We start from the raw sequence: 19344 nt of genomic DNA, 5'->3' as shown, positions 1-19344 counted from the left end.
TTACTGCCAGCGCTTAAAGGCACGGAGGTGTTTTTGGTCGGCGACGACGGTACGAACGATTTTGTCGACACTGTCGGTGACCGGAACTTTTAGGACGTGCTCGGTGGTGTCATCGGGCACTTCGAGCGTCGCGAACTGGCTGTCGAGAAGCGACGTGGGCATGTATTCGTGATTGCGCTTGGCCATGCGCTCGGCAATCACCTCTTTGCTGCCATCGAGATAGACGAACAGCACAGGCTCACCGGCTTCGGCCGTGATGAAATCGCGATAGGCTTTTTTCAATGCCGAGCACGCGCCAACGGCGACGCTCTTTTTTGAGGCTGCGTCTTTGAGTGCAGAGGTGAGCGCGGTCAGCCACGGCCAACGATCCTCATCGATGAGGGGTATGCCTGCGCGCATCTTCTCGACATTCGCTTCGGGATGGTAGCGATCACCATCAAGGAATGGCGCATGCAGGGCACGGCCGAGGGCTGCACCAACGGTAGACTTGCCCGAGGAGCTGACGCCCATCACGATGATAATGCGGGCGGGTTCAAACTGTGGCTGAGAAGGCACCGTCGACATAGAGAATGTGTCCGTTCACAAAGCGAGAAGCGTCAGAGGCGAGGAAGACAGCGGCTCCGCCCAATTCGTCGGGCTGGCCCCAACGCCCCATGGGGGTGCGTTGTTCGATCCAGCGGTTAAAAGTTTCGTCTTGGCTCAGGGCCTCATTCATCTCGGTGAGGAAATAACCCGGCGCAATGCCATTTATATTGAGACCGTGCTTCGCCCAATCCACGGCCATGCCGCGGGTGAGATTTGCCACAGCTGCTTTGCTCGCCGCATAGGGGGCAACCGAGGGGCGTGAGACGTTGGAGAGCATGGAGCAAATGTTGATGATCTTGCCGGAGCGGCGTGGGATCATGTGGCGGGCCACGGCCTGACCAACGGTGAAGACCGAGGTGAGGTTCGTTGTCAGGACCTGATCAAAGCGGTCCGCCGGGAAATCCTCAAGCGGAGAGCGGAACTGCATTCCTGCATTGTTGACCAGAATATCGATCGGGCCGAGGACATGCTCAACATAGTCGATGCCGTCGCCGACGCTGTCTTCGCTGGTGACGTCAAAGGCCACGGCTTTCACGTCATGACCCGCTTCGTTGAGTGTGGCAGCAGCATCGCCAAGAGCGTGACTATCACGCCCGTTGATCACAATACGTGCTCCGGCCTCCGCCAATGCCTTGGCAATCGCGAATCCCAAGCCGCGGCTTGAACCGGTCACCAGTGCGAGTTTTCCGGATAAATCAAAGGGCGAAGTGGGTTTGGTCATGGCAGCTCCGCCGGAATTCTATCTGTTCTTGTTAGATGAGGGGACTAAGCTGTGCAAGATTGACTGCAATCTGCCATACAAGATGGTCAGAATGGTCGGAAATTGCACTTTCTGACCTATCTTCTTTCGCTATGATGTGGTCAGTATCGCCGCCGCCTATTAGGCGTGCTTCAGAATGACCACGATGACCTTCGGAAGGATATTTGGATGTCGACAGCGGATATCGGCCTAATCGGCCTTGCGGTTATGGGCTCGAACCTAGCTCTCAACATCGCAGAGAAGGGCTACACTGTTGCCGTGCACAACCGGTCTGCTGTCCGCATTGACGAGTTTGTAGCAGAGGCAAAGGCGCAAGGCCTGTCTGAAAAGACACTTCCTAAGTACGATCTTGCAGAATTCGTAGCCTCGGTGAAGGCGCCGCGCTCCATCATCATCATGGTCAAGGCTGGTCAGCCCGTTGACGATATGATCGAGCAGCTGTTGCCGCACCTTGAGGCTGGCGATGCGATTATCGAATGCGGCAACTCGCTGTTTACTGATACGCAGCGCCGTTTCGACTACCTCAAGCCAAAGAACATTGGCTATCTCGGCGTCGGTGTTTCCGGGGGCGAAGAAGGCGCGCGTCACGGCCCATCGATCATGGTCGGTGGTTCCAAGGAACAGTGGCACAATGCTGAAGCTGTTCTTACGGCTATTGCGGCCCAGTTCAACGGCGAAAGCTGCTGCGCATATCTCGGTGAAGGCGGCGCTGGCCACTTCGTAAAGACTATCCACAACGGCATTGAATACGGCGACATGCAGATGATCGCTGAAGTCTATGGCGTGATGCGCGATGGCCTGGGCATGTCCGCCAAGGAATGCGCTGCCGTGTTCAAGGAATGGAACAAGGGCGCGCTCAACTCCTACCTCATCGAAATCACCGGCCACGTGCTGGACGCGGTCGATGCAGAATCTGGCAAGGCACTCGTCGACTTGATCCTCGACAAGGCTGGCCAGAAGGGCACCGGCGTTTGGTCGGCTATCGTTGCTCAGCAGATGGGTGTTCCTGCAACCGCCATTGAAGGCGCTGTTGCGGCTCGCTCGATCTCGTCGCGCAAGGAAGAACGCGTTGCGGCTGAAGCCATCTATGGCAAGCCAGTGCGCGGCAAGACCGACGTGACCCTAGCTGACCTCGAAAAGGCACTGCTGGCTGGTAAGATCGTTTCTTACGCACAGGGCTTTGCGGTTATCGCTAAGGCTTCGGAAGAAAACGGTTGGGCACTGCCGCTCGCGACCATCGCCAAGATATGGCGCGCTGGCTGCATCATCCGTTCGCGCTTCCTCGACCAGATGTCCTCGGCTTATGCCAAGGGTGAAGCGACCAATCTGCTCGTCGTTCCAGATTTCGTAGACATCATGAAGGACAGCCACCCAAGCCTGCGTAAGGTTGTTGCTGCTGCCGCTGTTGGCGAATTCCCAATGATCTGCCTCTCGGCTGCTCTGTCGTACTTCGACAGCTACCGTCAGGCTCAGGGCACTGCGAACCTCATTCAGGGCCAGCGCGACTTCTTCGGCGCCCACGGCTTCGTCATCGAAGGCCGCGGTTCGGATCTGCACGGCACCTGGCCGAGCACTCTGGGCAAGTAAGACTTGTCTCAGATTTGAGATTGAAAGGCTGGGGGTGACCCCGGCTTTTTTTGGTTTTGGGGTACGCCCTAAATCTCTGCATGCAAGGGGGAGGGCGGTGTAGGGCGCTGGCCGTGCGCTCTATTCGTCGTGAAGTTCGCGGAACATGACAAAACTGTCGACGTAGCCGTGGGTGGGGTGGTTGAAGGCTTTGGGAAGCGTGCCGACGATAGCGAAGCCGAGCGCCTGCCAGAGGGCGACAGCGCGGGTGTTGGTCGACACGACGTGGTTGAACTGCATTGCCCTAAAACCGCGCTCCTTTGCCAGCTCTAGGCTGTGGAGGCACATCGCCTTGGCGATGCCTCGCCCCTGCGCCTCCGGCGAGACCATGTAGCCGCAATTGGCGACGTGGGCGCCGTTACCGCGCTGATTGGCCATTATGTAGTAGGTGCCGAGCACCTTACCGTTCTCTTCGGCGACGTAGACGCTGTGGCTGGGCAAGAACCAGTAGGCGAGCGTGCCCTCATCATCGAGGTCGGTGTCGATGGTATAGGTCTCGCCTGAAGCGAGGACTGGCTTGACGATGGAGAGAACCGCCTCGCGGTCCTCTAGGGTTGCGGGGCGGATCTGCATATCAATCGTTTTCGTCTAATGGTGGCACGCGAACCTGGCCGGGTGGGGCGATTTCGGGTGCATGAGGGTGGTTTGCAATAGAGGGGCGACGTCCCAGCTCAAAACGCCATGCGGCCACGGCGAAAATGATCAGGGCGATAGCGACGGCCACGCTGGCAGCGATAAATGGTGCGCCGGGGAAGTAACCAGCTGAGCCTGGGGTGGTGGTGTAATAGGAAAAGATCTGCGTGGCGGCGAGAGGGCCGATAATGGTCGCGAGCGAGCTCGCGGCATTGACTGCACCTTGCAGTTCACCTTGCGAATTGTCCGGCACCTGACGCGACAACACGCCGTTGATGGCTGGTGGGGCGAGGCCCGAGACGCAACCAACGCCGATGGCGAGATACAGCATGTAGACATCGGTGCTCATGCCGACCGCAGCGAATGCTGCAATGGCAGCGATAAGGCCGATCATGGCGACAGCTGGCTCACCCATGCCGCGCGACATGGGGCCCGCCAGAACAGCTTGGGCAATCGCGAAGCCAAGGCCGAAAGCGCCAAGCGTGCGGCCAATGTTGGACGAGCTAAAGTTGAACATCTCCACGGTGAAGTAGGAGAAAACTGTGGGCAGGGACTGGGCCGAGAGCTGGAAGAAAAACAGCACGGCCAAAAGCCAGAGCACTGACGGATATTTTTTAAGCGCGAGGACGGCACCGAGCGGATTGGCGCGACGAATGTCGAAGCGGCGGCGGCGGGTCTTGGGCAAGCTTTCTGGCAGCACGAAGAGGCCGAAGAGGAAGTTTGCGAATGCGAGAGCGGCTGCGGCGTAGAACGGTACGCGCGGGCCGAGTTCACCCAATTCACCGCCGATAACGGGGCCAATTATGAAGCCCAGGCCAAAGGCCGCACCAATCAGGCCGAAGCTCTGTGTGCGCTTTTCGGGCGGGGTGATATCGGCCATGTAGGCGGTGGCTGTCGCAAGGGCTGCGCCAGCGATGCCAGCAATGATGCGGCCGATGAAAAGATACCAAACGAAGGGGGCAATCGACATCATGAGATAGTCGAAGGTAAGGCCCAATAGGGAGAAGAGCAGAACCGGGCGACGACCGAATCTATCTGATAGATTGCCCAGAACAGGCGAAAAGACGAACTGCATGAAGGCGTAGGCGAAGACCAGATATCCGCCAATAACTGCCGCGTTTGCAACGCTGCCGCCTGTCAATTCCTCTAATAATTCGGGTAATACCGGGGTGATAATGCCCACACCGATCATGTCGATCAGGATGGTTATGAGGATACAGGAGAGGGTCAGTTTTGAGCGTGTCGCTGCTTGCATGCGGTACTTGAAACCTTCCTGTAGTCACCCGCTAGGGCATGTCGCAAATGACACGCACGCCAGCGGGAAAGCAAGAGGCGCCTGTTAGTGTGGCGGCGCCTCAGCATCATAGCTGTATATCCAGCCCAAGCGCTTGAGATGAGCGCGAGTGCCTTGTTTGGCCATCACCACATTACGCGCCCAGCTGAACGGCCAGGCCATGTGAAAAATACGTCCGTTTTGCGCGGAGAGCGCTGCAACAGCGTGAAGTCGCTTCTGGCGCCGTTTTGCATAATGAGAGAAAGCCGCTTCAGGCTGTTCTGTTCCCATTAAAAGTGGCGCAAGCACGGCGGCGTCTTCAATTCCCATCGCTGCGCCTTGGGCTTGGAAGGGCACAAGAGCGTGGGCGGCGTCACCGATGAGGCCAATACGACCTCGGCTCCACACATTGGTGGAGACGGTGTTTAGGGCCCAAGGGGTCCATTGATCGCGTGCTGCGCTGAGGATCGCGCTCACTTTAGCACCAGGCTTTTTGAGGGTTGGTTGCCCCAAGGCCTTGATATCTTCGCCGGGTGTAAAGAGCGCTAGGTTGAACTGTTTGCGATGCGGCAGAGGGTAACACACGAGGTGGAAGCCTCGCGCGAAAAATACGGAAACCCGGTTGGGCGATATGATGCCGTCAAGCTTTTCCATTGGAATAAGTGCACGCCACGCGATGCGCTTGCCAAATACGGCCTGCGGACCGCGAATGGCGCTCAGGCGCGTTTGGGAATGGACGCCATCGGCACCGATCAGAGCTTCGCCGCGGAGGGCGCGCTTTTCGCGTCCTGCGGTGAAGTGCACGGTGACGCCGCCGACGTCGTCTTGCATCTGCCAATCGGTAACGCCGAAGTGGATTTCAATGTTAGCAAAGCGGCGGCAGGCAGCGTGCAGAACTCCGGCCAGATCGGCACGATGCAGAATGGCGTAAGACGACCCAAATTTTTCGCGCATCAACGGGCCAAGCTCCATCGTTGCGATGGGGCCCTTGCTGGAGAGGGTGTAAGAATCGAGGGCTTCAGGTTCAAAACTGACTTCGGAAAGCGCCTCGGCTAGGCCAAGACGATCCAAGATAAGACGAGCATTCGGGCTGAGCTGAATTCCTGCACCAAACTCTTCAATGTCGGTTTGGCGTTCGATGATGCTCACTTTGCCCCCGAATTTAGCGAGGCCAAGGGCGAGCGTCATGCCGGCGATGCCGGCACCTATGATGATGAAATGACGGCCCGTGGCGGCCATGGCATTACTCAGGCGGCGTTGACCAAGAAGATAGACGAGGCCGGATTGGCCTGGCCTGCACCGAGCTCATGTTTGAACACATAGAGCGTCGAGCAATATGGGCAGACGATCTCATCATCCTTACCCATGTCTAGGTATACGTGTGGATGATCGAAAGGTGGCAGCGCGCCAACACACTGGAATTCCTTCGAGCCAATCTCGATGCGGGCAAGGCCGGAGGTGTTGTGAAAATGCGGGGTTACGCCGTGCGCCATAATACCAACCTGAATGGTTTGATGAATTGGCGCGACCATAGCCAAACAGCAATGCCAAGAAAAGGAGAAAGCGTGTTTTGCTTTTTGCCTTGCATTTACCGCTGTGAGCCGCAAAACCCACTTAAGTTCTTATGAGGAATGTTGATGCCAACTTTCACCCATTCGGGTTTGACCCTTGCTTATCACGTCTATGGAGAGGGCGCGCCTGTGCTCTGCGTGCATGGGTTTGCCTCGAGTGGCAAGGTCAATTGGCTCGATACAGGTTGGGTCGAGACCTTGGTGGAGGCCGGGTACCAAGCCATTACGCTCGACAATCGGGGCCACGGGGGATCCGACAAACCGCATGATCCGGACCTCTATTATCCGAGCTTGATGGCAGAGGACGCACTGGCGCTCTTAGACCATCTTGGGATCAGCCGAGTTGCGGTGTTGGGTTATTCCATGGGCGCCCGCATCGCCGCGTTCATGGCCTATCAAGCCCCAGAAACGGTGGCATCGGTCATCTTCGGTGGGATGGGGCTCAACCTCATCAACGGGTTGAGTGATGGGAATGACATTATCGCCGGGCTGCGCGCGCCGAGCCTGGCGAGTCTAACCCATCCGACGGCGCGGCAGTTTCGGATATTCGCCGATCATACGGGGTCGGACCGAGAAGCGCTTGCCGCCTGCATGGAAACATCGCGCGAGGCTATGGCGCGCGCTGATGTTCGTCGCATTGACGTGCCGGTGTTGGTCGCCGTTGGCGAGGTCGACGAAATGGCCGGGAGTCCACAACCCCTCGCAGAATTGCTGCCACAGGGTGAGTCGGTGGTGATCCCCAAGCGGGACCATATGCGGGCCACGGGAGATAAGGTGTTTAAGTCTGCAGCGCTTGAGTTTCTCAGTAGAACATACTCGGGCGGTGCTGTTTGATGAACCAATCTCGCTGCTTTGACTTTGAATAGAGAACAATCTGGCTTATATCGTCGGGAAGCGATGAAACGGAGTGCGGCGCCATGAACGGCAATGCTCAACAGTCGATCCAGATCAAATCAGTCGATCCCGTCTGGGAAGCGGTGCGTGCGAGCGCGCAGCAGATCGTTGATTCTGAACCCGCACTGGCGAATATGGCGCTTAGCAATATTCTCAATCATGCGCGGTTCGAAGACGCGCTGGCTCACCGTCTGGCATTGCGCTTGGGGGACGAGGATGTGTCGGCGGACATGATCCGCCAGGCGTTCGAAGAAACTTTGCGGGATGCGCCACATATTGGTGAAGCCGCACGCACTGATCTCGTCGCGACAATGGAACGTGATCCTGCCTGTGATCGTGCTGTAGAGCCGCTGCTCTATTTTAAGGGCTACCAGGCGATCCAAACGCACCGTTTCGCCCATGCAATGCTCAATGCTGGACGGCGCGATTTTGCGCTCTATTTGCAGAGCCGATCCAGCCAAGTGTTTCAGGTTGATATCAACCCGGCCGTGAAGATGGGTAAGGGTATTATGCTCGACCATGGCACTGGCTTGGTGATTGGTGAGACGGCTGTCGTCGGCGACAATGTCTCCATGCTTCAGAATGTTACGCTCGGTGGGACCGGTAAATCCGATCAGGATCGTCACCCAAAAATCGGCAATGGTGTTTTGATCGGCGCCGGTGCCAAGGTGCTTGGCAATATCCGCGTGGGGGATTGCTCGCGCGTGGGGGCAGGCTCTGTTGTGCTCAAGGAAGTGCCGCCGCGCGTGACCGTCGCAGGTGTTCCCGCAAAGGTGATTGGCGAGGCGGGTTGCGCCCAGCCAGCGCTGGTAATGGACCAGGTTGTGCTGGTTTACGACAAGACCTCGTAGGGCGCGTGCAAGAGCTTCACACGGCTTGTTCCCGCTAAAATGGTTGGCATAGGGGTTGCCAGCGAGCGGCTAGGGTCTAGATTGCGCGCTTAACCCAAGTACAGGACATTTGCTGTGAACCAGCCAGAAATCATCAAACTGCAGGGCTTCCTGCAGCGCACCTTTGGCAACAAGAACATCGACGTTCGTCCACGCCACAAGCTGAACGACTCTGTTGAAGTGTTCATCGGCGATGAATCCATCGGCCTCATCCACGCCGACGACGAAGACGGCGATAAGTCCTACATGTTCTCCATGTCGATCCTCGATATCGATCTGGAAGACTAAGTTTTAGAGTGCGCCGATTTGCTCCAGCCATGGGGCCATTTGGCTATCAAACTCTCGCCAGTGGGTCAGTGCTGCCTCGTTAAAGCTAACGATGGCGGCCAACCCGCTGGATAGATGTACAGTGCGTACGCATCGACTAGGCCGCGCCGGCGTTGGCGCTGTTGAGCATTTGGCCACAAATGGCCTGGACTCTAAGGCGTCGTACCAAACCACTTCCCCTGCATATCCGTCTGCTTGTTTCAGCGTTTTGCCGACAAGGCCCGGAACGGTCTGCAGCAGTGCGCCCTGAAATTGATGCACGTAAACTGTATCCAGTAGTGCGCTGCTCGCCCGGGCGCGGGTGAGAGGGAGTAGTGTGACATCAATGAGTGTAGCGCTCTTGGTGCGTTCGAAATTTAGCGCAAACTTCAAATCGACCTGCTGAACGAATCCCTCGCGAGTGTCCTGAGCTGTGCGGAACCATGTCTGGGGTATAGCGAGCTCGCGACCTCCAACGGTCTGGATAATGCGGGAGCTGTCCGCGCGATCTGGTGTCTGCGGCGCGTCATTTCTGCCCATTTGATCAAGGGCATAGGCCAAGCCTAGTGCGGCGACCAAAATGATCAATCCTATCGCTGCAAGATTGTAAGCGACCCCCGCATGGGATGGTCCAGACCTAGTCGATGCTGTGTGCATGAGCGGTGTTAACCAAATTATCCAGCAGGAGGTGACAGTTCATAGAGTAGATCATATGCTTAACAAGTCATTAATACAGCCAGGTATGGGCGAAGAAGATGAGCAGGGAACTACTACTCGCCGCCTTTATTATGGGCGTTGGACTGAGCGTGGCGGGGGCGGGGACGTATCTTTATCAGTGGCTGACGCGGGAAGAAGCGGCACTGCGGGTAGATGGTAATACCTTGGGTCAGTCGTTTCTTCGGTTTGTTGTTAGCGTTGTTTGTGGGCCCTACATCATGCTCCAGTATGGCTGGAAGCAGGAAGACGATGGCACGCTTTCTATGCCCTCGATGTTGATTTCCTCACTCGTGGCGTTTGGCTGGTCTTTCGTGACCGGCCTCCTGATCATGAGCGTTTACGTCTTGGTGCTGTACTAAACGCTTCGCTGGTTAAACGAAAAGGGCCCCGCGTTGCGGGGCCCTTTTCGTATGCCTTGGCAGCCGAATTAGCCGTTGGAGGCAACCACAATGGTGCGGGCGTCAATCATATCTACCCAATGTCCGGAGTGGGTTTGTGACTGACGCTTAAGGAAGGTGTACGGGGTATCGCTCCAAAGCTTGATGGAGCCTTCTTGGTTGTCCAGCACCATGTCGCCGCGATCGGTGCGTGCCATCAGTACGGCGTGACCATTGCCGTTAGGCTCACGCACAACAGCAATCATCAGCGTCGATGGGTTCCAACCAGCTTCAATGAGGTCCCGACGCTTGGCCAGCGCGAAGTCTTCGCAATCGCCGTAGCCGTTTGGATAGGTCCAGAATTCATCAAGCTGATAGAGGTCGCGATCTTCAACCGGTACGACAGTTTGATTGTAGTGGGAGTTTACTGCGACCAACTGTTCCCAGCGCTGCGCGTCAAGTGGCATGGCGGCAATGGGGCTTGGGTTGGAGCGGCATTCAGCAGGGCGCGACTTGCAGAACTCCAAATGCCCAACCGGGATGGAGCTGTTCTTTTCAGCAGTCTGGATAAAGGCAACGTGGGTAAGGTCCAAAGCCGACACGGGTGCTGACATCAAAGCGATGGCGCTCAGAACTCCAGCGATAAGCGTCTTTGCTGTGGTGGCCATGTTCCCGATCTCCCAGTTGGAGATCATTCTAGGTAACGGCCATTAGCTCGATAAGAAAACTACCATGTAGTTTTTATATGAGTTTTATCCACTGTATTCACACTTCATTAACCATAATTATCAGTGGACTAGCTCATGCGCAGGTTTTGCTGGACGACATTGAGCATCTCTTGGGAGGCGACGAACTCTACCGCAACGCCGTTTTGCAGATGACGAACAACCCGTGCCCGCATACGGCCGAGGGCGATAGGTGTGCCCATCGCAGGACGAACGTCCAATTCGATCGCTGCGCCCGAGAGCGAGATGTCTATAATCTTGCAATTGTAACGGCGACCATCGTCCAGGACCACGGTGGAATGGCGAATGTCGGGCACGACACGTTCGTGGCGTCGGTCTTCAGGCAGGTTCAGCAGATCCTTGCTTGCCAGCCATGTCAGTTGCGCCGCCATTTTATCGCGCTTGCGCGGGGAGGCGTCGATGCTCATGCAAAATCCGCCATCGACCTGCGCTTCCAGCGTGCCCTCTATGCGGCCCAAGTGATCGAGATAGGCAATGATCCTCTCGCCGATAACACCCGCGACCGGAGCGATGACAACAGCATCACCAGGAGACATTGCAAGAACCTGACAGGGGAACTCACGGCGGTCGGCCAGCATGTAGCGCCCTAGAATAGAGACGTTAACGCGTTGAAAACGTTGCTCAGTTCTTGGTGGGGGCGCTGCAAAACTGTCTCGAGCGGAGATGTTGCCATCATCAAGCATCGACAACCTGCTCCTAGGTCAAAGTATTCTCAATGAAAACTTAGAGCAGCTTGGTTAACTTAGTATGGATTGTTAGTTCCGAAGGTGCTTTAAAGGCGGTCTTTAGTTTCGACCGCCGTCAATCACTGCCAAGTGTGCATAGCGGCGGGCAGTTATGCCGTAAACTGTTGTGGGCAGTGCGGTTGATGCCGCTGTATGGGTGTAAGGGACGTCGTTGACGACGCTCGATACTTCCTGCGCCATGGGTTCGTCCGCTGGCATATCATCCGGCCACAAGAGGCGGAGGCCAGTGATGCGCTGTTCGATGACAGGCTGTACGCCAAGCCAGTAGGGCTCATCAAAAGCCGTCATAGCACCCAGAATGCGGGCGTGGGTGGAGCCGTTATGACGCAATGGCATCAAAATGGCCTCAAAGGTCACCTTGGTCTGCAGGGCGGTGGTCCCTTGGAAGGTGACAAGCGCGACGGCGTGATCTTCGGTGACAGCGCGAATGAGTGTTTCAATCGCGTCGTGATCGCGGTCATGCCAAAGGGCATTGAATGAGCGGCCTTTGAGCTCGCGGCAGTAGCTGGTGCACAGGTGTGATCCGGCAAGGCGGAACGAGAACTCTTCGTTGTCGTCGACCTCAAGGATAAACGTGTTGGCAAGTGCCTCACGGATGCGAGTCGGATCAATATCTCGACGGTCGGGAGCGCTGCGCGAACCCCGAATCGTGTTCCAATAGGTATAGAGCGTCTTGGTGCTCGGCATCTTCATGGTTCAGCGTTCCGCATCGTTGGCGTCCGGGTAGCTCCAACAGCCACTCTTCAGCCCGCTGAACATTGCAAAATGTAGATCAAATTGCCCGCTTAAAGATTGATTAAGGTTAATGCCGGGGCAGGCATTGTGGAAAAGTTAACAAGAACGATCGCTGTTACGCGGCGAGGGGGCAGAGCATGACGGGCCACGATCAACACTCTCAAAGCGAACAAAAACAAGGGCGTGAGCCCATTTTCTTGCTGCCCACGACGGTCGCCGTGCTTGCCGGCGTGATGATTGTTGTCCACATCGCTTCGACCCTCGTTCTTAACCAGTCCGGGCTTTTGCAACTCTACTATTGGTTCGCCTATTTGCCCGCGCGTTTCATCGCTGCAGGCGAGGATTTGATCTATGCCGCACCACTGTTGTGGACCCCGATCACCCATGCCTTTTTGCACGGGGGCTGGGATCACCTTGTGCTCAATACGGCTTGGCTCTTGATTTTCGGAACACCTGTGGCGCGCCGTTACGGTGGCATGGGCATGATTGCGATTTTTGTCGTCTCTGCGATCGCAGGGGCGGCGCTGTTCACCGTGGTGACGCTCTATGACGGGGTCTTCTTGATTGGGGCGTCCGGGGGCGTGGCGGGTCTGACCGGCGCGGCGATCCGATTTATGTTCCAGCCAGTCGTTGTGGCGAACGACCCTGAAACAGGGGAGAGGATCATATTGGGGCGTCGGCTGGCCTCAATCAAAGAAGTGATGTTGCATCCGCGCGCGCGGTTTTTCACTTTGCTCTGGGTGATCCTGAACGCCGCTGTGCCGCTCCTGCCATTGTTTTTAGGCGTGAACCTGACCATTGCCTGGCAGGCTCATCTGGGCGGGTTTCTTGCAGGCTTCTTTATGGTGCAGCTGTTCGAGCGCCGGGCGTAATTTTAACCCAAGGCTTTTGCGCTATTCGAGCATAGCTTTGATGGCCCTCGCTCCTAAAATCTTCCAAGTGGAGGGATTTTAGGAGCCGAGCTGTCAAGGCGGATCCGTACTATTTCCCGTAGACGGCTTTAGGGTCGAAGAGACGCGGAATACCGGTGTCGGCAAGTTTGGCTTCGCCATTATCGACTGTTACCTGCCGATAGAAGCAGGTCTTGCGACCGGTGTGGCAGGCGGCGCCACGGCCAGTTTGGTGAACGCTCATGACAATGCAGTCTTGATCGCAATCGGTGCGAAGCGAAACGACCTGCTGAAGTTCGCCAGAGGTCTCGCCTTTCTTCCAGATCGACTGACGGGAGCGCGAGTAATAATGCGCAATGCCGGTTTCGATGGTCAGGCTGAGCGTTTCTGCATTCATATAGGCGACCATGAGGACGTCTTTGGTATCGTCATCGACCGTCACCACGGTGAGCAAGCCATGCGCGTCAAAGCGCGGCGCAAACTCTGTGCCGTCTTCAAGGGCGTGGTGATCGAGAGATTTGGGATCGACGAAAGTAAAGCTCATGGTCTGCGCCCTGTGAGGGAAGAGCTAAACGCTCTAGCGCGGTCGGCAGACGATGTCACGTTCTATGGGGGGGTGCTCTCAAGAGCACCTGCACTGCTGAGCCAATCTTTGTCATCACCGGACTTGGCCCGGTGATCTTGTCCGTATCAGCATCGTACTGAATTGCCGGGGCGCCCCCGGCAATGAGAGCGTGAAGAAATTGGGGGCCTAATGGCCCCCACATAATCTTTAGCGCGTGACCATGGCAAAGAAGCGGTCCTGCTCAACGCGGTCTTCCGCGAAAACGCCGGTGAAGCGGTGAGTGACGGTCGAGACATCGTGGGCCTTTACGCCGCGCATGGTCATGCACATGTGCTCCGCTTCAAGCATAACAGCTGCGCCGCGCGGGTTGAGGTTTTCGTTGATCGCGTCGATGATCTGAGCGGTCATCGTTTCCTGCGTCTGCAGGCGGCGCGCGAACACTTCAACCAGACGCGCAAGCTTAGAGAGGCCAACAACGCCATCGTGCGGCAGGTATGCGATATGGGCCTTGCCGTAGAAGGGGACCATGTGGTGTTCGCAGTGTGCGTAGAACGGGATGCCCTTCACGAGGACAAGATCGTCGTATCCGCCGACCTCTTTGAAAGTCTTAGAGAGAACGGACTTTTCGTCCTGCGCATAGCCAGAAAACAGCTCGCCATAGGCTTTGGTGACGCGAGCAGGAGTTTCGAGTAGGCCTTCACGCGTTGGGTCGTCGCCAGCCCATGCGATCAAAGTGCGGACTGCCGCCTCTGCTTCTTCGCGCGTTGGGCGCGTGGTCGCCGAGCGTGTGTCATCACTCGCCTTGAGCGCGTTAATTTGAGCGTCCATAATTGGGCATCCCCAGCAATACGTTCGTAAATCGCCCACGGGCGCATTACGGTGTGTGAGTTTATTAATTACCGCACTGACACCGCATTTATCCCACCTATATAAGGTGCAGACGCTATTGGAACAAGAAACTGCCTCGCTGATGGAATTGAACGATCTTTATTCAGAAAAGATCCTTGATCTGGCGGCAAACGCGCCAAATCCGGGGCGATTGGCAGCGCCCGATGGCACAGCTCGGAAGGTGGCGAAGGTCTGTGGGTCTTTAATCGAAGTGGACCTATCTATACAGAATGGCGTGATCACTGGTTATGGCCATAAAGTCTCCGCCTGCGCACTTGGACAAACGTCAGCTTCGGTTGTGGCCAGAGAGATCGTTGGAACGTCGGTGGCGGAGTTCTCAGTATTGCGCGATGTGATGTTGGCTATGCTGACCGTTGACGGGCCCGTGCCAGCTGGGAAGTGGGCCGATCTGGCATATCTTGAGCCGGTACGAGCATTCCCTCACCGGCACGCTTCCACCATGTTGGTCTTTGAGGCTGTATTGGCGGCAATAGAGAATGCTGAGTCAAAACAAGCTCATGGCGCGCAAAGCTGATGCATCGATTCATCGATATGATGTGGCGCGTGATCGATCTGCCGTTCAAGTTTGCGGCAGTTTTTCTCATTACGCTCTATCGCTATACGCTCTCGGCATTTACCGGCCGGACGTGTCGACACCTTCCAACGTGCTCGGAGTTTACTCGAGATAGTATTTGGCGCTTCGGCTTTTGGCCGGGGGGCTGGATGGGGGCGGCGCGGCTGTGGCGTTGTCGCCCGGGCGGCTCGCATGGTTATGATCCAGTGCCGGAGGCGTTGCCTGAGGGGCAGTGGTATGCGCCCTGGCGCTATGGGCGCTGGAAATAGGTTTGGCCCAAAGAGCGGAGGGGTACGGCTTAAATTTGAGCGGCTTTCTGCTGAAACCGCGCACAGCTTTGCGCTAAACTACCGCTGCGGGCTGGCAGAAACGAAAAACCGTGCTATTCAGGCCGCCTTGCAGCCCAGTGGAGGCTGCTTCAAACCAAAAAGTTCTGGAGACTTCAAATGTCGATCAAGGTGACATTCCCCGATGGTGCAGCTCGCGAATTTCCGCGCGGCACTACCGGCACCGAGATCGTGGAAGGGATCTCCAAGTCGCTGGCAAAGAAGACTGTCGCGATGAAGTGGAACGGCGCTCTGGCCGATCTCTCTGACGCGCTCGACGCTGACGGCAAGATCGAGTTTGTGACGCGCGATTCCGGTTCGGCGGACGTGCTCGAACTCATCCGCCACGACGCCGCTCACGTGCTGGCTGAAGCTGTGCAGGAACTTTGGCCTGATACTCAGGTGACCATTGGTCCGGTTATCGAGAACGGCTTCTACTACGACTTCTATCGTCCGGCAGGTCCGTTCACTGAAGACGATCTGCGCGTCATCGAAAAGAAGATGGCCGAGATCGTCGATCGTGGCGCAACCTTCACCAAGGAAGTCTGGACCCGCGATCAGGCCAAGGATTTCTTCCGCGCTAAGGGCGAGCATTTTAAGGTTGAACTGGTTGACGCTATTCCGGCTGATCAGTCGCTGAAGATGTATAAGCAGGGTCAGTGGATCGACCTCTGCCGTGGTCCGCACATGCGTTCGGTCAAGGATGTTGGTACGGCCTTCAAGCTGACCAAGGTGGCTGGTGCTTACTGGCGTGGTGACAGCAATCGCGAAGTCTTGAGCCGCATCTACGGCACCGCTTTTGCGACCAAGGAAGACCTCGAAGCTTACGTCACCATGATGGAAGAAGCCGAGAAGCGCGACCACCGTAAGATCGGCCGCGACCTTGACCTGTTCCACTTCCAGGAAGAAGCGCAGGGTTCGGTGTTCTGGCACCCACGTGGCTTTGTCATCTACAACCAGATGGAAGCCTATATCCGCCGCCGTCTGGACAAGTCGGGCTATGTTGAGGTGAAAACACCTCAGCTGATGCACGCCAAGTTCTGGGAGCAGTCCGGCCACTGGGGCAAGTATCGCGAAAACATGTTCGTTGTGCCCGATCAGGTGCCGAACACGGAAGACGATCAGCCGATTTTTGAATCCGGTGCAGACCTGTTGGCGCTCAAGCCAATGAACTGCCCTGCGCACGTTCAGATCTTCAATCAGGGCATTAAGTCCTACCGCGATCTGCCGCTGCGCATGGCCGAATTTGGTTGCTGCCACCGCAACGAAGCGCATGGCGCGCTGCATGGTCTGATGCGTGTGCGTCAGATGACGCAGGATGACGCGCACATCTTCTGCCGTGAAGACCAGATCCAGAGCGAAACCGAGCACTTCGTGCACTTGCTGTACTCCGTCTACAAGGACATGGAGTTCAGCAATGTAGTGATCAAGCTGGCAACGCGTCCGGAAAAGTTCGGTGGCACCATCGAGCGTTGGGATGCGGCTGAAAAGGCGCTGGGCAATGCTCTGCGCGCTACTGGCTATGACTTTGAAATCGCTGAAGGCGAAGGCGCCTTCTATGCGCCAAAGCTTGAATTCCACCTCAAGGATGCGATCGGTCGTTCCTGGCAGGTTGGTACGCTGCAGCTCGACTATGTTCTGCCCGAACGCCTCAACGCCACCTATGTAGCAGAGGATGGTTCGCGTCAGTATGCCGTGATGCTGCACCGCGCGATCCTTGGTTCGCTAGAGCGCTTTATCGGTATTCTGATCGAAAACTACGCTGGCAAGATGCCAATGTGGCTGGCCCCGACCCAGGTTGTGGTCGCGACCATCGTGTCGGAAGCGGACGACTACGCTGAGAAGCTGGTCCGTCAGCTGCGCGATGCCGGCATTCGTGCTGAAATCGACGCTCGTAACGAAAAGATCAACTACAAGGTCCGCGAGCACTCGGTGAACAAGGTGCCGCTGATGTTTGTGGTTGGCCGTCGTGAAGCGGAAGAAGGCAATGTTTCGGTGCGCCGTCTTGGTACTGAAGGCCAGCAGGTCCGTCCGTTCATGGAGGCGTTGGTTGATCTGATGGCTGAGGCTACCGCGCCGGATTTGAAGGCTGCTGCTGCGGCTAAGGCTGAATAATGCCACTTCGTCCGTCTAATCGCGAAATGAAAGCTCTCTACCATATGGGGGAGAGCAATGTGATGGGCCCCGACGACTTCAAGGATGTCGGCGAAAAGACATTCGCCGTTATGCTCAAGAAGAAGTGGATTGAAGAGGTCGAGCCGGGCAAGTTCCGGACCACCGAAAAGGGTCGCATCATCCACGACGAGGAAGTGTATTTCTCTGGTCGTTGGAAGCGGTAGGTTTTCGCCGGCGCTTATAACCCCCTCCCGTCCTCCCCCTGGTAGGGGGAGGCGTAGAACGGTTTGATGGCGTGGTCTTGCCAATCGGCAGGATGCGTTCCTCCCCCGCAAGCGGGGGAGGCTAGGAGGGGCTAATCATGGCTGAGCCTATTCAGATTACCCGCAGCCTTCGGATTGATCCTTCGGAAATTGACGAGACTTTTGTTCGCGGCTCTGGGCCGGGCGGGCAAAACGTCAATAAGGTGGCGAGCGCCGTACAGCTGCGCTTTGATCTTCTCAATTCCCCATCCTTGCCTGACCCGGTTAAACGCAGAGTCGCCGATCTGGCGGGCAGTCGCCTGACCAAAGATGGCGTCATCGTCATCACCTCCAATTCCCACCGCGATCAACCGCTGAACCGAGCAGAAGCAGTGGCACGGCTGGTTGCGCTTATCCGCGAGGGCGCTTATCCGCCGAAACCGCGTATCGCCACCCGTCCAACCCTTGCGTCCAAGAAGCGACGCGTGGAAGGTAAAGCTGTGCGGTCAGGCATTAAGCAGATGCGCGGACGGCCAAATGTTGACGATTGAGGGACTAGTCAATGAAGATCACGGTCATCGGTTCGGGCTATGTGGGATTGGTGTCCGGCGTGTGCTTTGCAGACTTCGGCCATTCGGTAACTTGCGTCGATAAAGATGCGGCCAAGATTGCCGCGTTACAAAGCGGCATCATCCCGATTTACGAACCCGGTCTCGATCAGATTGTCCTTGCCAATGTGGAAGCAGGACGCTTGCAATTCACCACTGCGCTGGCCAATGCTGTAGCCGAAGCTGACGTGATTTTTATCGCCGTAGGCACTCCGGCGCGCCGCGGTGACGGACATGCCGACCTGACCTATGTCTACGATGTTGCCCGGGAAATTGCCCCGCTGATCAAACGCTTCACGGTGGTCGTCACCAAGTCCACCGTGCCAGTGGGTACGGGTGACGAAGTCGAGCGGTTGATCCGCTCGGTCAATCCCGAGGCCGATGTTGCCGTCGTTTCCAATCCCGAATTCTTGCGTGAGGGTGCGGCGATTGCCGATTTTAAACACCCTGACCGTGTCGTCGTCGGCTTGGAAGATGAACGCGCGCGTTCTGTGATGGCAGAGGTTTATCGGCCGCTCAATCTCAACTCGTCGCCGCTCCTGTTCACGTCTCGTCGTTCGGCTGAGTTGATCAAGTATGGCGCCAATGCCTTTTTGGCGATGAAGATCACCTTTATCAACGAAATGGCTTCGCTGTGCGAAGCGGCTGGCGGGGATGTGCAAGAAGTTGCACGGGGCATGGGGCTGGATCGTCGGATTGGCGAGAAGTTTCTCAATGCCGGACCGGGCTTTGGCGGATCGTGCTTCCCCAAGGATACGCAGGCACTTGTGCAAATGGGCCGAGAGCATGCGAGTCCAATGCGGTTGGTCGAGGCGACTGTCGACGTCAATGTGGCGCGCAAGGGCGCTATGGCGCAACGAGTTATTGCGGCCTGTGGTGGTTCGGTGGCCGGGCGCACCATTGGTGTGTTGGGTCTGACCTTTAAGCCTGAAACAGACGACATGCGCGATGCGCCGTCCCTCGACATTATAGCAGGACTGGAAGCGGCTGGTGCTCATGTGCGGGCCTGTGATCCCAAGGGGATGGCTGCGGCAAGACCGCTCCTGCCAAATGTCACACTGGTCGATACGGCATATGAGGTTGCAGACGGCGCGTCCGCGGTTGTTTTGGTCACAGAGTGGAACGAATTTCGTGCGCTAGACCTTGCACAGTTGAAGTCTCGTATGTCGGACGGTCTGTTGGTTGATCTGCGAAATGTTTACCGCGAAGCCGATGTGGCCAAGCATGGCTTGGGCTATCTCGGCCTTGGTAAACCCAGCCGTCTGCCATAAGTCTCG

The 19344-nt window shown here is 56.8% G+C and carries 24 protein-coding genes; 12 read left to right on the top strand and 12 right to left on the bottom strand.

All coding sequences use genetic code 11. The features are described 5' to 3' along the window. On the bottom strand, positions 1-564 hold the full coding sequence (locus tag H4N61_RS10945) for a gluconokinase (RefSeq protein WP_182394006.1): 564 nt from the start codon (positions 562-564) through the stop codon (positions 1-3). Then, entirely contained in the window at positions 533-1306 is a 774-nt protein-coding gene (locus H4N61_RS10940) for a glucose 1-dehydrogenase (RefSeq protein WP_182394005.1), read from the bottom strand. Before H4N61_RS10940 ends, H4N61_RS10945 begins: the two co-directional genes overlap by 32 nt. Positions 1307-1513: 207 nt before the next feature. On the opposite strand from H4N61_RS10940, the gene gndA reads away from it, so the two are divergent. Beyond that, a complete protein-coding gene (gene gndA, locus H4N61_RS10935; RefSeq protein WP_182394004.1) occupies positions 1514-2932 on the top strand; it encodes an NADP-dependent phosphogluconate dehydrogenase in 1419 nt (472 codons plus the stop codon). A 120-nt stretch (positions 2933-3052) separates the two neighbouring features. On the opposite strand, the gene H4N61_RS10930 is transcribed toward gndA, so the two are convergent. The 4 genes from H4N61_RS10930 to H4N61_RS10915 all read right to left on the bottom strand — a co-directional run bounded on the left by H4N61_RS10930 (position 3053) and on the right by H4N61_RS10915 (position 6370). Then, positions 3053-3544 carry a GNAT family N-acetyltransferase gene (locus tag H4N61_RS10930; RefSeq protein ID WP_182394003.1) on the bottom strand — a complete coding sequence of 164 codons (492 nt, stop codon included), beginning with the start codon at positions 3542-3544 and terminating at the stop codon, positions 3053-3055. 1 nt (position 3545) lies between these two features. Next, positions 3546-4859, bottom strand: coding sequence for an MFS transporter (locus tag H4N61_RS10925; protein WP_182394002.1), 1314 nt, complete (start codon positions 4857-4859; stop codon positions 3546-3548). An 84-nt stretch (positions 4860-4943) separates the two neighbouring features. Beyond that, complete coding sequence (locus H4N61_RS10920) at positions 4944-6116, bottom strand: FAD-dependent monooxygenase (RefSeq protein WP_182394001.1); 1173 nt, start codon at positions 6114-6116, stop codon at positions 4944-4946. An 8-nt stretch (positions 6117-6124) separates the two neighbouring features. After that, on the bottom strand, positions 6125-6370 hold the full coding sequence (locus H4N61_RS10915) for a zinc-finger domain-containing protein (RefSeq protein ID WP_169195024.1): 246 nt from the start codon (positions 6368-6370) through the stop codon (positions 6125-6127). Positions 6371-6514: 144 nt separating this feature from the next. Between H4N61_RS10915 and H4N61_RS10910 the strand changes: the two genes are divergently transcribed. From H4N61_RS10910 to H4N61_RS10900, 3 genes are all read left to right on the top strand, one after another. Beyond that, positions 6515-7282 (top strand): alpha/beta hydrolase, encoded by a 768-nt coding sequence (locus H4N61_RS10910; RefSeq protein WP_182394000.1) that lies wholly within the window; start codon positions 6515-6517, stop codon positions 7280-7282. Between the two features lie 83 nt (positions 7283-7365). Then, positions 7366-8193: a serine O-acetyltransferase gene (gene cysE, locus H4N61_RS10905; RefSeq protein ID WP_169195022.1), complete on the top strand. Its 828-nt coding sequence runs from the start codon at positions 7366-7368 to the stop codon at positions 8191-8193. A 114-nt stretch (positions 8194-8307) separates the two neighbouring features. Continuing rightward, positions 8308-8520, top strand: coding sequence for a DUF3126 family protein (locus tag H4N61_RS10900; protein ID WP_169195021.1), 213 nt, complete (start codon positions 8308-8310; stop codon positions 8518-8520). 3 nt (positions 8521-8523) lie between these two features. Here the strand turns inward: H4N61_RS10900 and H4N61_RS10895 are convergent, their stop codons facing one another. Further along, the gene (locus H4N61_RS10895) at positions 8524-9126 is read right to left on the bottom strand and encodes a hypothetical protein (protein ID WP_182393999.1); all 603 of its coding nucleotides are present in this window, start codon (positions 9124-9126) and stop codon (positions 8524-8526) included. A gap of 167 nt (positions 9127-9293) precedes the next feature. Between H4N61_RS10895 and H4N61_RS10890 the strand changes: the two genes are divergently transcribed. Further along, complete coding sequence (locus tag H4N61_RS10890) at positions 9294-9614, top strand: hypothetical protein (RefSeq protein ID WP_169195019.1); 321 nt, start codon at positions 9294-9296, stop codon at positions 9612-9614. 68 nt (positions 9615-9682) lie between these two features. Here H4N61_RS10890 and H4N61_RS10885 read toward each other — a convergent pair whose 3' ends face one another. The 3 genes from H4N61_RS10885 to H4N61_RS10875 form a co-directional block, all read right to left on the bottom strand. Beyond that, positions 9683-10300: a transglutaminase-like cysteine peptidase gene (locus tag H4N61_RS10885; RefSeq protein ID WP_182393998.1), complete on the bottom strand. Its 618-nt coding sequence runs from the start codon at positions 10298-10300 to the stop codon at positions 9683-9685. A 128-nt stretch (positions 10301-10428) separates the two neighbouring features. Further along, positions 10429-11061: a PilZ domain-containing protein gene (locus H4N61_RS10880; protein WP_169195017.1), complete on the bottom strand. Its 633-nt coding sequence runs from the start codon at positions 11059-11061 to the stop codon at positions 10429-10431. Positions 11062-11163: 102 nt separating this feature from the next. Next, positions 11164-11817 (bottom strand): PAS domain-containing protein, encoded by a 654-nt coding sequence (locus H4N61_RS10875; RefSeq protein WP_169195016.1) that lies wholly within the window; start codon positions 11815-11817, stop codon positions 11164-11166. A 179-nt stretch (positions 11818-11996) separates the two neighbouring features. Between H4N61_RS10875 and H4N61_RS10870 the strand changes: the two genes are divergently transcribed. Beyond that, entirely contained in the window at positions 11997-12731 is a 735-nt protein-coding gene (locus H4N61_RS10870) for a rhomboid family intramembrane serine protease (protein WP_182393997.1), read from the top strand. A gap of 109 nt (positions 12732-12840) precedes the next feature. Here H4N61_RS10870 and hisI read toward each other — a convergent pair whose 3' ends face one another. Then, entirely contained in the window at positions 12841-13293 is a 453-nt protein-coding gene (gene hisI, locus H4N61_RS10865; protein WP_182393996.1) for a phosphoribosyl-AMP cyclohydrolase, read from the bottom strand. A 228-nt stretch (positions 13294-13521) separates the two neighbouring features. Beyond that, positions 13522-14142, bottom strand: a complete 621-nt coding sequence (folE, locus tag H4N61_RS10860) for a GTP cyclohydrolase I FolE (protein ID WP_182393995.1) — start codon at positions 14140-14142, stop codon at positions 13522-13524. A 118-nt stretch (positions 14143-14260) separates the two neighbouring features. Between folE and H4N61_RS10855 the strand changes: the two genes are divergently transcribed. From H4N61_RS10855 to H4N61_RS10830, 6 genes are all read left to right on the top strand, one after another. Next, positions 14261-14737, top strand: coding sequence for an iron-sulfur cluster assembly scaffold protein (locus H4N61_RS10855; RefSeq protein WP_349236460.1), 477 nt, complete (start codon positions 14261-14263; stop codon positions 14735-14737). Beyond that, entirely contained in the window at positions 14737-15045 is a 309-nt protein-coding gene (yidD, locus tag H4N61_RS10850; RefSeq protein WP_182393994.1) for a membrane protein insertion efficiency factor YidD, read from the top strand. The genes H4N61_RS10855 and yidD overlap by 1 nt, the downstream gene beginning before the upstream one ends. Before the next feature lie 177 nt (positions 15046-15222). Beyond that, positions 15223-17217 (top strand): threonine--tRNA ligase, encoded by a 1995-nt coding sequence (gene thrS, locus H4N61_RS10845; RefSeq protein WP_182393993.1) that lies wholly within the window; start codon positions 15223-15225, stop codon positions 17215-17217. Between the two features lie 62 nt (positions 17218-17279). Further along, complete coding sequence (locus H4N61_RS10840) at positions 17280-17441, top strand: hypothetical protein (protein WP_182393992.1); 162 nt, start codon at positions 17280-17282, stop codon at positions 17439-17441. A 137-nt stretch (positions 17442-17578) separates the two neighbouring features. Next, positions 17579-18010 carry an alternative ribosome rescue aminoacyl-tRNA hydrolase ArfB gene (arfB, locus tag H4N61_RS10835; protein ID WP_182393991.1) on the top strand — a complete coding sequence of 144 codons (432 nt, stop codon included), beginning with the start codon at positions 17579-17581 and terminating at the stop codon, positions 18008-18010. 11 nt (positions 18011-18021) lie between these two features. Continuing rightward, positions 18022-19338, top strand: a complete 1317-nt coding sequence (locus tag H4N61_RS10830; RefSeq protein WP_182393990.1) for a UDP-glucose/GDP-mannose dehydrogenase family protein — start codon at positions 18022-18024, stop codon at positions 19336-19338. The last annotated feature ends 6 nt before the right edge of the window (positions 19339-19344 follow it).

Origin of the sequence: Devosia sp. MC521, from assembly GCF_014127105.1 — a bacterium.
Lineage (GTDB): Bacteria > Pseudomonadota > Alphaproteobacteria > Rhizobiales > Devosiaceae > Devosia.
Note: the sequence above shows the minus strand (reverse complement) of the source record. Positions and strands in the feature narration are given on the sequence as shown.

Excerpts from the sequence above, each read along its gene's own strand:
- H4N61_RS10945 (WP_182394006.1), bottom strand. The coding sequence starts at position 564 with ATGTCGACGGTGCCTTCTCAGCCACAGTTTGAACCCGCCCGCATTATC.
- H4N61_RS10940 (WP_182394005.1), bottom strand. The coding sequence starts at position 1,306 with ATGACCAAACCCACTTCGCCCTTTGATTTATCCGGAAAACTCGCACTG.
- gndA (WP_182394004.1), top strand. The coding sequence starts at position 1,514 with ATGTCGACAGCGGATATCGGCCTAATCGGCCTTGCGGTTATGGGCTCG.
- H4N61_RS10930 (WP_182394003.1), bottom strand. The coding sequence starts at position 3,544 with ATGCAGATCCGCCCCGCAACCCTAGAGGACCGCGAGGCGGTTCTCTCC.
- H4N61_RS10925 (WP_182394002.1), bottom strand. The coding sequence starts at position 4,859 with ATGCAAGCAGCGACACGCTCAAAACTGACCCTCTCCTGTATCCTCATA.
- H4N61_RS10920 (WP_182394001.1), bottom strand. The coding sequence starts at position 6,116 with ATGGCCGCCACGGGCCGTCATTTCATCATCATAGGTGCCGGCATCGCC.
- H4N61_RS10915 (WP_169195024.1), bottom strand. The coding sequence starts at position 6,370 with ATGGCGCACGGCGTAACCCCGCATTTTCACAACACCTCCGGCCTTGCC.
- H4N61_RS10910 (WP_182394000.1), top strand. The coding sequence starts at position 6,515 with ATGCCAACTTTCACCCATTCGGGTTTGACCCTTGCTTATCACGTCTAT.
- cysE (WP_169195022.1), top strand. The coding sequence starts at position 7,366 with ATGAACGGCAATGCTCAACAGTCGATCCAGATCAAATCAGTCGATCCC.
- H4N61_RS10890 (WP_169195019.1), top strand. The coding sequence starts at position 9,294 with ATGAGCAGGGAACTACTACTCGCCGCCTTTATTATGGGCGTTGGACTG.
- H4N61_RS10885 (WP_182393998.1), bottom strand. The coding sequence starts at position 10,300 with ATGGCCACCACAGCAAAGACGCTTATCGCTGGAGTTCTGAGCGCCATC.
- H4N61_RS10880 (WP_169195017.1), bottom strand. The coding sequence starts at position 11,061 with ATGCTTGATGATGGCAACATCTCCGCTCGAGACAGTTTTGCAGCGCCC.
- H4N61_RS10875 (WP_169195016.1), bottom strand. The coding sequence starts at position 11,817 with ATGAAGATGCCGAGCACCAAGACGCTCTATACCTATTGGAACACGATT.
- H4N61_RS10870 (WP_182393997.1), top strand. The coding sequence starts at position 11,997 with ATGACGGGCCACGATCAACACTCTCAAAGCGAACAAAAACAAGGGCGT.
- hisI (WP_182393996.1), bottom strand. The coding sequence starts at position 13,293 with ATGAGCTTTACTTTCGTCGATCCCAAATCTCTCGATCACCACGCCCTT.
- folE (WP_182393995.1), bottom strand. The coding sequence starts at position 14,142 with ATGGACGCTCAAATTAACGCGCTCAAGGCGAGTGATGACACACGCTCG.
- yidD (WP_182393994.1), top strand. The coding sequence starts at position 14,737 with ATGCATCGATTCATCGATATGATGTGGCGCGTGATCGATCTGCCGTTC.
- thrS (WP_182393993.1), top strand. The coding sequence starts at position 15,223 with ATGTCGATCAAGGTGACATTCCCCGATGGTGCAGCTCGCGAATTTCCG.
- H4N61_RS10840 (WP_182393992.1), top strand. The coding sequence starts at position 17,280 with ATGGGCCCCGACGACTTCAAGGATGTCGGCGAAAAGACATTCGCCGTT.
- arfB (WP_182393991.1), top strand. The coding sequence starts at position 17,579 with ATGGCTGAGCCTATTCAGATTACCCGCAGCCTTCGGATTGATCCTTCG.
- H4N61_RS10830 (WP_182393990.1), top strand. The coding sequence starts at position 18,022 with ATGAAGATCACGGTCATCGGTTCGGGCTATGTGGGATTGGTGTCCGGC.